Origin of the sequence: Undibacterium sp. RuTC16W (genome assembly GCF_049339445.1) — a bacterium.
GTDB lineage: Bacteria > Pseudomonadota > Gammaproteobacteria > Burkholderiales > Burkholderiaceae_D > Undibacterium.
Genome location: NZ_JBMPPE010000004.1, coordinates 129,095 through 142,330, shown reverse-complemented (window position 1 = coordinate 142,330; position 13,236 = coordinate 129,095). Strand labels below are relative to the sequence as shown.

Below are 13,236 nucleotides of genomic sequence, written 5' to 3'. Positions count from 1 at the left end.
ACTTATTTTATAACGCGGTAACACGGTGTGTACGCTTTACCAGGAAGTTTCATACGATTTTGCGCAACAAATGAATTTAATAAAGCATCCATCGATTCCATCAGTGCAACATCGCCTCTGATTTCGAAGTGGCCGTGCTTTTCAATCGCACGGATTCCCTGATCTTTGACATTTCCCGCCACAACGCCGGAGAAGGCTCTGCGTAAGTTAGCGGCTAGCAGATGATTTTTTTGATTTTTATGCAATTCCAGATTACGCATATTATCGTGCGTAGGATCAAAAGGTTTCTGAAACTCGGTATCAATTTTCAGAAGCCAATTGAAATAATACGCATCGCCTCTGGCTTTTCTGAATTCCCTGACCTTTTTAATTCCCGCCTGCACTTCCTGTGCGACCAGCGCCGGATCATTTACGATAATCTGATACTTAGCTTGGGCGTCGGCGCCCAAAGTATCACTGATAAACTGATCAATCTGACGGAAATAGTCCCTGGCACTCTCTGGTCCGGTAAAAATTAGCGGGAAAGGCAAATCCGCATTTTCTGGATGCAACAAAATACCTAAGATATACAAAATCTCTTCAGCAGTGCCTGCACCGCCGGGAAATACCACGATAGCATGTCCGACACGGACAAAAGCCTCAAGACGTTTTTCGATATCCGGCAAAATAATCAAATCATTGACAATCGGATTCGGCGCCTCGGCGGCTATAATGCCCGGCTCAGTGATTCCCAGATAACGCCCACTTAGTATGCGCTGTTTTGCATGACCTATAGTTGCGCCTTTCATCGGGCCTTTCATCGCACCGGGACCGCAACCTGTGCAAATATCCAGTGCGCGCAAACCCATCTGGTAACCGACCTCTTTGGTGTAGTCATATTCGACACCGGAGATTGAGTGTCCGCCCCAGCACACGACCATGTTCGGATTGGTCTGTGGGCGCAGTACATTGGCGTTGCGCAAAATATGGAATACAGCGTCGCTGATACCTTCGGTGGTATCGAGGTCAAACTTCGGACTGTCTTCTATCTCGCCATGAATGAACAATATATCGCGCAACACGGTGAACAGGTGTTCCTGTATGCCTTTGATCATCACACCGTCGACGAAAGCGCTGGCGGGAGCCCCCTTCACATCAAGCTTGATGCCACGTTCACGCTGCACAATGCTGATATCGAAGCTCTGGTAACGCTCCAGTAATTCCTTACCGTCGTCCAGACCACTACCACAATTTAATACGGCCAACGAACAACGGCGAAACAGTTGATACAAGCCACTGTGGCTGGTATCGAGTAATTTTTGCACCTCGGCCTTAGATAAAATTTCAAGGCGACCATCTGGTGAAATTTGGGTGTCAATAACAGGGTATTCCATGAAATGCATGCTTTCTTTTAATTTTATTTTTACATCGGCGAGATGACCTGCTGTCATACAGAGGCAAGCACCACGTCAATCCTCGGGCTTCTTCGCCATCGCGTTCAACACGGATTCTTGTAATTTATTTGTGGATAAACGTAACTCTTTATTCAGTATCGCCGTTTGCGCATCGGCTTTCAAGGTGCACAGCAACAGCTCCGGCCAGGCATGCTCTTCTGCATGCAGACCAACCCAGCCATTTCTCCCTGAATGCTTGGCCGAATACAAGGCGATATCGGCGATATCAATGACATCCTGCCAGTCAATCGCTCTTGGATAGGCTTTAACAAAGGGGAAACATGCAAACCCGATGGAACAGGTTTGTCCGATAAATAAATCCCCCTCAAGCTGAAAAGGAATTTCAGCAACAATATTCCTGACCCGCTCAGCCAGTTCTTCGGCACGGTCTCTGGATGTGCCACGTGCGACGATTAAAAACTCTTCGCCTCCCCAGCGTATCAGGTAATCCGAATCACGAAATACTTGCTGTAAACGTTGACGGATCTGCACCAGAATCGCGTCCCCCGCAGCATGACCGTACTTGTCATTGACTTGCTTAAAATGATCCAGATCGACCAGAAACATCAGCAAATCCGTATCCTTAGGTCCCGGTGTCTCATCAGTAGTTGATGTAGATTGCGGCGGAGACTGCGATGAGGATTGTGATGATGCCTGGTAACTACGGACGCTTAATGCAACGTCTGCTTCAATATTCTGCGACAAGAAACGGCGATTCTTTAAACCCGTTAACGGATCCGTCAGACTGGCTTCTTCTAATTCCTTTAGTACTTGTTTGAGCTGAATTTGCGTTTTTTGCAGGTCGTGATGTGCATGCGCATTGTCGAGAGCAATCGCACCGTAGGCACAAAGGCTGCGAAAGATAAGGCGCTGACGCTCAGCATAGGCGGACTGATTAAGTGACTGTATCAACATGACGCCTAATACCCGGTCTCCGACCACCAGAGGCCCAAACAAGGCCGTACGGATTTTGGATGCATGCGTCCCATTATCCCCTGCGCTGACGCCATCCATTTCAAACAAAAGCTCCTGCCCCTCTGTCACGCAACGTGCTGCATGCCGGGTATTTTTGTCAGGAACCAAGGTCTGAATCGCCTGAACCGCACCATTTTCAACCTTATGATAAAGATTCAGACCGACACCGTCACTGGCGAGCAACCAGATCGACAAGTCTGTCGCATCCAGCAAAGCTTCGAGATGGCGATGCAAGGTTTTGCAAACGCTATCGAGATTTAAATCTGCGGTGATTTCCTGGCCGATTTTGCTCAACAAATCCAGGGTTTGTGTCGTTTCTATCAGGGTCGCAGCCAATTGCTGATGATGCAAGGCCTCTGCACGGGCACATTCAGTTTCATAGCGCACCTGCATCAGCGTTGCCCAGTTGCTTGCTTGCTTGGTGCGCTCACGGCGATCTGCTGCGATGGCCTGTTTTGCATAATCAAAGGCTCGCTGTCCGTCACCCGCCTCGGACCAGGCCTCTGCCAGGGACAAAAGTAATTTCGAGGGCGCCATCCAGCCTTGCAAAGACGCGCCGAAACTCAGCGCTTCTTCCAGATAATGCAATATGATGTTTGGCGCTGTCATCGAAGACGGATAAGGCAAAACATGCAGCCCATGTATTTCCGCCATCGCTTCGCTAATGTCGACACCAAGCGCATTAAATGCGGGTTCGATGATCAATTGCTGCGCCTCGGCGATTGCAGCCAGAGCGAGTTCTGGCTGATGAGACGCAGATAAAGCGCGTGCATAACAAATCAAATGTTCCGCCAGATTATTTCTGGAGCCCGCCTCACGATACAAACGAATTGCCGACGCAAAATAACGCGCTGCTTCCTCGGCATCGCCTTGCAGTAACAAGGTGTTAGCCAATTCTGCCTGAGCAATCGCTTTATGGATGCCACTCTTATTCGTATCCAGACTTTCCAGCGCTTCTTGCAACACAATCTGACTTTGATCGAGCTGTCCCAGATGGCGCAATAACTCGCCAAGGCGCATCAGGCTAAAACCGATCAGCGCTGGCCAGCCAGTTTGCCTTGCACGCGACACCGCCCAGTCATAGCTGGCGGCAGCCTCGTCAAAATCACCCAGCTTCTGCAAACACACACCTGCATTGGATGCCGCCATGATCGCCAGCCGCACCAGACCCGCCTGTTTGGCAAATTCACTGGCCTGCGAATACATAACGGCTGAACGGGTTAATTCAGGAGAGAAGAGGATTTCTCCCTGCGCCGCCGAAATTAATGCGGCAAGAGCAGGATGACGCGGTTCCGGACTAAGAGCAATCAACTCTTGCAGTTGATCATTCGCATTATTGGCAACTGAGTAGGCACTCAGATAAATTTCCCATGCATGTGCCAGGCGATGACGCAAAACGTCACCACTCATTTGAAAGCGATTCACGGCATGGCGGGCGGCTGCACCTGCACGCTCCATTTGCCCCTGCTCTAATGCGAGTACAGACTCGGTCAAGGCAGTATCGCCTTCACCAATCAAATCACTCATGGCAAGAAACACAGTCCTGGCGTTATGCAGTAACTCTTCTGCCTGTTCAAACTCACGAAATAATGCCGCGATTTCGGCACGAATAATTGCCATACGGGCGCGGATAACTCTGCGCTGATCCGGCATGAGTGGACTATTACGCAATAGATTATCGACCTCACTCACCAGAGACAAAGCACGGGTGCTATCACGCTGCCGCAAATACCAGGCGAGAAGTACCAACTGGCCGATGCGTGAGGCACCAGCCAGTGTCGTCAGTTCCGTCTCCAGCCGATTCACTTCCTGATCAAGGGCGTATAAATACATGAAAAATAGTTGAAATTAGTCTAGCTATCAAAGCTAGCTATTATGCATGCATTTGATGAAGCTTTTATGATGAGCATACACAACTGTGACGAAAAACAAAGGAATCTGGACGAAGTCGATGCACTTTACCCGACATCAAAAGTCCTTAGAAATAGTCTGATATAAAATAAATTCAGTAATAGATTGTGCCGTACGCTATGCCAAGGTACAATTCGCCCCCTCAGACGCGGGGTGGAGCAGTCTGGCAGCTCGTCGGGCTCATAACCCGAAGGTCGTAGGTTCAAATCCTGCCCCCGCAACCAATTTTCGTGCGTCCGCACATTTTCCAAGCTCATTTTTGTATATGCCGATGATCGTTCTCGGCGAATCGCTATTTTATTTTCGCATTCTAAAAGTGTAACCCCTGAGAAACACGAATATGCGATGAGAGATACCAAAGATACTGCGACATTAGAACTGCCGGGTTTTCATCATAATCTGGCAGCCGAATTGGATAATACGAAACAAGCTGGCAATAAGCTAGGCAAACGCAAGCCTAAAATGCCAAAGCAGGTACAACTTGATTTGCTACACGTACTTTCCCCTGTCGATCACAGCGGACTACCGGCATGGCAGCATGATGAAAACAAGGATCTGAGTGGCTTACCTATCTGGCGCTGAGCCAGCTTACACGCAGCACCACCGGTCGATGATCCTGCGATGAATGTTAGACTGCGTGTATCCGGTCAATTCTGCTAATTTTGCCGATCCTGCCGACGCTGCCAAATCCACCGATATAAGTTCAATCAAGCCCTATGCCAAATCAAACCGAACATCAGACCACCAGTCAGACTGCACATCAGACTGCATTTAATAGTCTGCCCTTATCAGACGCTCTGCTCTCCAATCTGGACAGTCTTGGCTATAAAGAGATGACGCCCATTCAGGCTGCCAGCCTGCCGATTATTTTAGAGCAGCGTGACCTGATCGCTCAGGCAAAAACTGGTAGCGGTAAAACAGCCGCGTTCAGTTTAGGTATTCTAGCGAAATTAAATCCAACCTATTTCGCGATTCAGGGCCTAGTGATCTGCCCTACCCGCGAACTGGCGGATCAGGTATCCAATGAGCTGCGCCGTCTGGCCCGTTCCATTGAGAACGTCAAGGTACTGACCCTGTGCGGTGGCACAGCCATGCGACCACAAATTGCCTCACTTGAGCATGGAGCCCACATCGTTGTCGGCACACCGGGTCGCTTGCTGGATCACATCGGACGCGGCAGTATTAATCTGAGCACAGTGCAGACATTGGTCCTGGATGAAGCAGACCGCATGGTCGATATGGGATTTTATGAAGACATCTACGGCATCGTGGCGGCATGTTCACCACGTCGTCAGACCTTGTTGTTCTCGGCGACCTATCCGGACGATATTCGCAAAGCCAGTAAGCAGTTTTTACGTGACCCTGCCGAGGTCAAAGTTGAGTCACAGCACAACGATAATCATATCGAGCAATTATTTTATCTGGTGACGCCCGAAGAACGTAATGCGGCGGTCGCTCGATTACTCAATCATTATCAACCGGCATCGACCATTGCTTTTTGCAATACCAAAATCCATTGCAAGGAACTGACCGACGAGTTGCAGGCGCAAGGAATCAGCGCGCTGGCGCTGCATGGCGACCTGGAGCAAAGAGATCGTGATGAGGTATTAGTGCGTTTCGCGAATCAAAGTTGCTCTGTCCTGGTCGCAACCGATGTTGCTGCACGTGGTCTGGATATACAAACTCTCGGCGCAGTCATCAATGTAGACGTATCCAAAGACACCGAAGTTCATATTCACCGTATTGGCCGTACTGGCCGCGCAGGAGAAAAAGGACTGGCGCTCAGCCTGGCAACGCCTGGCGAAAAAAAATGGGTAAAACTAATCGAAGAATATCAGGGTGAGGCCGTGCGATGGCACGAACTCAGCGAGCTAGATCACAATCCGGACGCGCCCAGAAGCGCGTTGCAAGCACCGATGGTCAGCATCTGCATCATGGGCGGAAAAAAAGATAAACTACGACCAGGTGACTTGCTTGGTGCTTTGACTGCTGATATTGGCTTGCGTAAAGAACAGGTAGGAAAAATCAATGTATTCGAATTTATGACCTACGTTGCACTGGATCGTCATATTGCGGAAAAAGCCTTAGAAAAACTGAGTCGAAGTAATATCAAAGGCCGGCAGTTCAGAATGCGGGCAATTTATTAAGCAATGAGCAAATAGTGCACTTGCGCGAAGAGCATCGGATTAACATGGCATCATCAGTTGCCGTTTGAGCGTCCTGTGCTGGCACTCATATGCATCACAATCCCTGCCCCTGCAAAGCCCAGACTACGGCTGGCTCATACGAGTTTGCCCAACCATCCACAGCGTCTGCCGGCATAGGCCGCGCGATGCCATAACCCTGGGCAAAGTCGCAGCCTAACTCCATTAAAGCAACACCATGTTCCGGGCTCTCAACGCCTTCGGCAATCACTTCACGCCTGAACGCATCGGCAAGACTAATCACCGCACTGATCAGGGCCAGATTCTCTTGATCGCCCAGCATATTCCGCACAAAACTCTGATCGATTTTCAGAATATTTGCTGGCAAGCGCTTCAGATACGCCAATGATGAATAACCCGTCCCAAAATCATCTAACGCAAAGCGCACACCCAGTTTCTGGCATGCGATCATCACTTCGCGTACGTGCTGCATATCCTGAATCGCCGCCGATTCCAAAATCTCGATCTCTAATGAAGAGGGAGAAACCTCAGGATATTGCGCCAGAATCGTGGTCAGGCTGCTCAAAAAATCTGCGCATTGAAAATGTCTGGCAGCGATATTCACGCTGACCACCCAGTCTTTATGCGCTACCGACCATTTCAGCAATTGCGCCATTGCCTGTTGCAAGACCCATTCGCCAATAGAAATAATCAAATCGGTATGTTCTACCATGGGTAAAAATTGTAAGGGCCCGACAATTCCCTGATCAGGATGCTGCCATCGCAACAATGCTTCCATTCCGATAATCTGCCCTTTGCGCATATTCACTTTAGGCTGAAAATACAAACGGAACTCACCGTCCAATAAAGCACTACGGATCCTGGTCCTCTGGTTGTGATGAGTACGGACTTGCTGATCTTGTTGCGCGTCAAACAGGTGTAATTGGTTCCGCCCGCTCAGTTTTGCCTGATACATGGCCTGATCGGCACAACGTAACAAGGTATCTGGATTGACATCATCACGCGGATAAATCGCTACGCCCAGGCTACTGGTCAAGGCGATCTGCTTTTGCTCGCATTGATAAGGACGTGATAATTCCTCCAGTAAAGGTGCAAGACAGTGATTCAGATCTAGCGCCTCTTTTTGAATCTGCATCAAAACGACAAATTCATCGCCGCCAAGGTGCGCCACATAGTTACCGGCGCCGACAAAAATTTCTAAGCGCCTGGCAACCTGTTGCAGCAATTTGTCCGCGACCTCCGGCCCATACTGTTCGTTGATCAATTGAAAATGATCGATATCCAGCAGACATACTGCGAGCCAGTGCTGACGCACATTTGCCTGCATGATGGCAAGCTTCAGACGTTCAGAAAACAGGCTACGGTTCTCCAGACCAGTCAACTTATCATGGCCTGCCTGCCAGGATATCTGCTGCATCAGCAAGCGTTTTTCACTAACATCACGAAACACCAGAACACAACCGATCACGGTGCCGTCGTCTCTTTTGATCGGCGCCGCGGTGCAATCAACCTCATGATACAAACCACTCCGGTCAATCAGCGTCTGATTACTGAATTGCAACGCATCAATCCGGGTACCAAGTTGCACCAGGAATTCACGCATTTTTTCTTGCGCATCCAGATCCAGAAGAATAAACACATCCTGCATCGGTACAGACACCGCATCGTCACGCTGCCAGCCGGTGAGCTGATCGGCCGCCTTGTTCATCGTTAAAATACGCCCATCCAAATCGGTACTGATTACCGCCTCACCGATTGATGCGAGCGTCGTCTCCACTCGCTCTTTTTCGCTGGCAAGCTCATGCCGGCTCAATTGCAACGAACGAAATAATTTCTGTACTTCCTCCGTCATGCTATTAAAAGTATTTGCCAATGCACGGGATTCCACGCTGCCAGCAACTTTCATGCGGATGGCATGCTCGCCTTGCTTGAACCGGATCGTCGCTGCGGCTAATTCCGCTAGAGTCTTGGCATTGGCTCGCAGTATCAGACTTAACAAAAAGAAAATAGCGAAAATGATCGCGACAGACACCTTGGCCTGTGTACGCACTTTGTACCAGATGGTGTTAATCGCGGTCGCTGGCGAGGTATGAATCTCCAGTATTGCCTCAATTCCCTGAGCGGAATCTAATTGCTGGACAGAAGAAGTTTCTGTTAGCTGGAGAAGCATGACAAACCATTGTGGTGCCGCAATCAGACGGGTCTGGGTCTGGCTCTGACTGTGAACAGGCGCATCTCTCAGATATTGCCAACGTATGTCGCTGATCTGATCGCTGGTTTGAATTTCATGAGCAATCAGCTGCCGTATTTGGGTACTTTGCTGTGTTGCGGAGAGTTCTTTCAAGGTCGGCATCAAAAAATGGGCGACCTGACGCATCTCAGCGGCAGAACGCTGACGAGCGTCAATCACCTCCGTATCGATCAGGAGGTAGTAGCGGAATCCGCCGACGACCAGAATTAATAAAGCCAACGGTACGTACAAACGGATATAAACGCCTGTTTGCAACCAGGCGTAAAAAAATCTTTGTATTCTGTGCACGAGATCAGTAAATATCAGGATGTGGATAGCAAAGCAACATAACCCGACCGGTAGGTCTGAATGCCATTACACGTGCCGAATTCTAACCTGAAGTCTGAAAAATTTCCTCAGAGAAAGTTTATTCTTGAAAAATATGACGCTAAGCGTTGTAATTACCTCATTCTGTCTTATGAGTTCATTCCCTTGCGACGGTTCCCCATTTTACTGCTACTCGCACCTGGAACCCCATAGCCCACACCCGCATTACTGTTCTGTGCCACTTACAAACTAATTGAAAAATAGTTTCATTCTTCCTTCACTTGAAGGATGAAACTTCTATTCAACGCTTTCATTATCGGAAGGTCGTTTTGGCCAAAGCTGTCATTCATCGAAGGAATAAAAAGATGAAATAAAACAGCCTGTCCAAACGCCCTGCCAATAGCAGGCTGCAAGGCATCTACTTGCTGGCCGTATTGGCTTCAAATCCAATAACTCAACCATTTAATTTGGAAGGTAATGAAAATGGCACTCGATACCACTCTACTAAAACAAGCGATCACACAAGCCGGGCATCAGTGGCGGGTACGCACTGTTCCTGCAGGTGAGCTCCCTCGCGGCCTCGGATGGGAACCGTCAGATGCAGGCAAAATACAAAGAGCTTCACTGGTTGCAGAATCATTGATGCGTCAGCGCTTTCCTACACAGTTCGCCAGATATTTCCCAACGAATTTAGCCAATACAGCAGCATCGCCTGCTGCCAGTGCGGCTAGCCCTGCAAACGCCGCTAATAACGCTCCATCTGCGGGAGCGCCTCCAGCCTCTTTCGACTGGCGTGACCGTGGTGTGATCGGTCCGGTCACGGATCAGGCTTATTGCGGCTCTTGCGTATCTTTTGCCACGGCAGGCATGACGGCGGCCATGGCAGCGATTGAACGCGGTGCGATGAATTTAAATTTATCTGAGGCGGATCAGCATTTTGCGTCCTCACATGGCCCTAACTGCGGCGGCTGGAACAATGATGCTGCGCTGGGCCAGATCAAGGCTCGCGGCATTGCTACCGAATCGACGTTTCCTTACATGTCGGCATTCGATAATCCGCCACAGCTTGCCAATCCCGCTGATCCGAACAGTCTTTGGGCAGCGCACAACCGCGCCGAGATGGACCGTGCTTTTCGTACCTACAGCATTAGTGACTATAGTGCCTGGACTGGTGATTCGCGCAAAGCATATCTCTCCAGCGTCGGCCCTATGGTTTGTGGTTTTGCTGTTTATGAGGATTTCGATAGCTATGGCGGCGGTGTTTATCACCATGTCAGCGGTAAATTCCGTGGCGGCCATGCCGTGATGGTGATTGGTTATTCCGATGTTGACCATTGCTGGATATGCCGTAATTCATGGGGAACCGGGTTCGGCGGAACTGCCGACCCTGATGGTACAGGCGCTGGATTCTTTAAGATCGGTTACGGTCAATGCAATATCGACAGCGAACCATTTTACGGCTGTCACGGGATCATCATGCCTGCGACTACGTCCATGGTCACGGGTGTATCACGCAATCTGAACAAACTCGATGTATTCACTCCGGGCACGAACCGCGGGACTTATACCGCAGCAATGGAAGGAGCTGAAACCAGTTTTCGCGGCTGGTGGCAGGTACAGGGTGGCGTCGTGGCACCAGGTACTTTTATGCATGCAGTCTCTCGCAGTCCAGACAAGTTAGATTTATTTTGTGTCGGGACAGATCACGGCACCTATACCGCCGCATGGCAACCAGGCGACACCTCATGGCGCGGCTGGTGGCGCATTCAGGGCGGCGTTGCGGCACCAGGCACCTCGATCCATGCCGTGTCGCGCAGTGCAGATCACTTGGATATATTTTGCGTAGGTACCGATGGCCATGTGTACACAGCCGCATGGCAACCAGGCGATACTTCATGGCGTGGCTGGTGGAAAATTGGCGATCTTAAAGTCGCACCAAACACCTCCGTATTCGCCGTGTCGCGCAGCAAAGACAAGTTAGACATTTTTGCCGTTGGTGCGGATATGGGAATTTATACGGCCGCATGGGAACCTGGTTTTACCTCGTGGCATGGCTGGTGGCGTGTGCAAGGCGGAGTTGCTGCACCGAACAGCTCGGTCTATGCGGTATCACGCAGCCCCGACAAGCTCGATATTTTCTGTGTAGGTAGTGATCGTGGCATTTACACCGCCGCATGGGAACCCGGCTTTACCTCATGGCACGGCTGGTGGCGGATACAAGGTGGCGTTGCTGCACCAAACACCTCTGTGTTCGGGGTATCCCGTAGCGCCAATAAACTCGATATTTTTGCCGTGGGCACTGATCACGGCATTTACACCGCCGCATGGGAACCCGGCTTTACGTCATGGCATGGCTGGTGGCGTGTTGCCAACGGCACCGCCGCCGCAGACACATCCGTTTTTGCGGTATCGAAAGCACCGGATCAATTAGATATTTTTGCGGTTGGCACTGACCATAATGTGATTAACTCGCACTGGCAACCTGGTTTAACAAGTTGGAAGCCATGGATGCCCGTTGCAGGTGGCATTGCAGAAGGAGGCTGAACATGTGCGCATGGGCAATGACTACTGAGAATCATATCGTCGAGGGAATAGAAGGCGACGACATTGCCCTGCCTCTTGGCACAAGTAGCGCAACCGGTTTCCATTGGGATGTCGATCTGCCTGCTGGGCTCAGCTTCGTTGACAAGTCACCAGTCAATACAGGCCGGGACGCAGAAGACGCAACGGAGGCCGGTGGCGGGCCAGCGCAGCAGTTGAGCGTCAACGGAGTGGCAGGAATTTATCAGATCAGCGCAAAATTGATACGTCCCTGGGATAAAGCCAATCCGATACGGCATGCACTCATACAACTGACAATAAAGCCGGTCTCATAGCGTCGGATGTGAAACAGGTTTACAGAAAATCGTCAAAAAGGGAACTGTGCAAATGGCTCCCTTTTTTATTGCCGACAAGCTCGTCGTCACAACGACAACCACAGCTAATGAACAGATCTATTGGGAACGACAGGATCCGCTTGCCGTATCGGGGGTGCGGCGCCAAGTAGCAAAATTAACTCTTGCTGACGTGCCGTACCCGTCTTGGCATATACCGAGGAAAGCTGGCTGCGTATGGTCGAAATTTTCAGCCCTAGCATAGCCGCCATCTCGGCCGGTGTATGGTTATCAAATAACAGCGGCAAAATTCTCGATTCAGCTTTACTCAGTTTAAAACTGCGCACCATAAAATCAATCGCAGTACCCGGTTGCTTGCGCGGATCGACTAGCATCAACATGACGGCACATCTCGCCGTTTTACGTTTATCCACTACGCGCCCCGGATACGCGACAGGCAAGGAGAAGGCGAGCAAGCGCTGGGTTTTGCCAGATAAGTTTAACGGACCGCCCTTACCTCTCGTTGTTGCGTGCACCAGATGATCGAGTTGTCCACCAATGTGCATGACATGGGGCAAAGGTAAAAAATGCTGGCTAAATTCAGGGTCGGCAATAATCTCTGTGGCCACCGTATTCACACTCAGCATACGACCCGTTGCATCAAAAAATAGTACGCCAAAATCCAGACCGTTAAGACTACGCTGAAATACCAGTAATTGTGCCTGGCTGCTACGCCATTGCCAGTGTAATTTAAAGGCACGGTGAAGATGCGGTGTAAGTTGCTTAAGTTTTTTTACATCGGCATCAGAAAAGTCGACACAACCAGGCGCGCGCATGAAGCAAAAGCTTGCTGGCGGCGATTGCAGACTATCAGCAGAACCATGATCGCTGATCGTACTTAACAATAAATGTTCCGCTGGGATCCGTAGTAAAAAATCTTTATAAAATAAAGTTTGCCTCAGTTCGCGAACCGCCAACAAGTCGCTACCACGCCCTACTTTACTCTGTTGAAAACTGAGATTTTTTTGCGCTGCTTTTGCCCAGGGATCATATCGCCACCAGTAATCAGTATAGGCCTTGGCGACAGGATCGGATAATTGACTCGAGACAAAAAAACTGTGGGCACATTGACGCCGGTCAGATAGTTTCAACATTGCAGACGAGGCGTCAAAATAAGCCGACAAAGTCCGCAATACATCAGCCCAATGCAATTCCCCGCTGACTGCGCTGTATAGCGCGTTTAAGACAATATCCTCGCTGGGACACTCGGTGTAAGTGTTTTGCATGACTCACCTCAATCATGGTTAATATTGCAAACATTA

At 49.9% G+C, this 13,236-nt stretch carries 8 protein-coding genes and 1 tRNA gene; 5 read left to right on the top strand and 4 right to left on the bottom strand.

The genetic code is table 11. From position 1 onward, the window contains the following. Positions 1 to 2 precede the first annotated feature (2 nt). Positions 3 to 1,373 (bottom strand): nucleotide 5'-monophosphate nucleosidase PpnN, encoded by a 1,371-nt coding sequence (gene ppnN, locus ACO0K4_RS09580; RefSeq protein WP_422956401.1) that lies wholly within the window; start codon positions 1,371 to 1,373, stop codon positions 3 to 5. Between the two features lie 75 nt (positions 1,374 to 1,448). Next, positions 1,449 to 4,241, bottom strand: a complete 2,793-nt coding sequence (locus tag ACO0K4_RS09575; protein WP_422956400.1) for a diguanylate cyclase domain-containing protein — start codon at positions 4,239 to 4,241, stop codon at positions 1,449 to 1,451. A gap of 225 nt (positions 4,242 to 4,466) precedes the next feature. Here ACO0K4_RS09575 and ACO0K4_RS09570 point away from each other — a divergent pair. The 3 genes from ACO0K4_RS09570 to dbpA all read left to right on the top strand — a co-directional run bounded on the left by ACO0K4_RS09570 (position 4,467) and on the right by dbpA (position 6,466). After that, positions 4,467 to 4,543 (top strand) — tRNA-Met (locus ACO0K4_RS09570). Positions 4,544 to 4,664: 121 nt separating this feature from the next. Next, a complete protein-coding gene (locus tag ACO0K4_RS09565; RefSeq protein WP_422956399.1) occupies positions 4,665 to 4,901 on the top strand; it encodes a hypothetical protein in 237 nt (78 codons plus the stop codon). Between the two features lie 134 nt (positions 4,902 to 5,035). After that, positions 5,036 to 6,466 (top strand): ATP-dependent RNA helicase DbpA, encoded by a 1,431-nt coding sequence (gene dbpA / locus ACO0K4_RS09560; RefSeq protein WP_422956398.1) that lies wholly within the window; start codon positions 5,036 to 5,038, stop codon positions 6,464 to 6,466. A 94-nt stretch (positions 6,467 to 6,560) separates the two neighbouring features. On the opposite strand, the gene ACO0K4_RS09555 is transcribed toward dbpA, so the two are convergent. Continuing rightward, positions 6,561 to 9,023 carry an EAL domain-containing protein gene (locus ACO0K4_RS09555; protein ID WP_422956397.1) on the bottom strand — a complete coding sequence of 821 codons (2,463 nt, stop codon included), beginning with the start codon at positions 9,021 to 9,023 and terminating at the stop codon, positions 6,561 to 6,563. 501 nt (positions 9,024 to 9,524) lie between these two features. On the opposite strand from ACO0K4_RS09555, the gene ACO0K4_RS09550 reads away from it, so the two are divergent. Further along, a complete protein-coding gene (locus tag ACO0K4_RS09550; protein ID WP_422956396.1) occupies positions 9,525 to 11,585 on the top strand; it encodes a C1 family peptidase in 2,061 nt (686 codons plus the stop codon). 17 nt (positions 11,586 to 11,602) lie between these two features. Continuing rightward, on the top strand, positions 11,603 to 11,917 hold the full coding sequence (locus ACO0K4_RS09545) for a protease inhibitor I42 family protein (protein WP_422956395.1): 315 nt from the start codon (positions 11,603 to 11,605) through the stop codon (positions 11,915 to 11,917). A 104-nt stretch (positions 11,918 to 12,021) separates the two neighbouring features. Here ACO0K4_RS09545 and ACO0K4_RS09540 read toward each other — a convergent pair whose 3' ends face one another. Further along, complete coding sequence (locus ACO0K4_RS09540) at positions 12,022 to 13,200, bottom strand: hypothetical protein (RefSeq protein ID WP_422956394.1); 1,179 nt, start codon at positions 13,198 to 13,200, stop codon at positions 12,022 to 12,024. Between the last annotated feature and the right edge of the window lie 36 nt (positions 13,201 to 13,236).

Excerpts from the sequence above, each read along its gene's own strand:
- ACO0K4_RS09545 (WP_422956395.1), top strand. The coding sequence starts at position 11,603 with ATGACTACTGAGAATCATATCGTCGAGGGAATAGAAGGCGACGACATT.
- ACO0K4_RS09540 (WP_422956394.1), bottom strand. The coding sequence starts at position 13,200 with ATGCAAAACACTTACACCGAGTGTCCCAGCGAGGATATTGTCTTAAAC.
- ACO0K4_RS09565 (WP_422956399.1), top strand. The coding sequence starts at position 4,665 with ATGAGAGATACCAAAGATACTGCGACATTAGAACTGCCGGGTTTTCAT.
- ACO0K4_RS09550 (WP_422956396.1), top strand. The coding sequence starts at position 9,525 with ATGGCACTCGATACCACTCTACTAAAACAAGCGATCACACAAGCCGGG.
- ppnN (WP_422956401.1), bottom strand. The coding sequence starts at position 1,373 with ATGGAATACCCTGTTATTGACACCCAAATTTCACCAGATGGTCGCCTT.
- ACO0K4_RS09575 (WP_422956400.1), bottom strand. The coding sequence starts at position 4,241 with ATGTATTTATACGCCCTTGATCAGGAAGTGAATCGGCTGGAGACGGAA.
- dbpA (WP_422956398.1), top strand. The coding sequence starts at position 5,036 with ATGCCAAATCAAACCGAACATCAGACCACCAGTCAGACTGCACATCAG.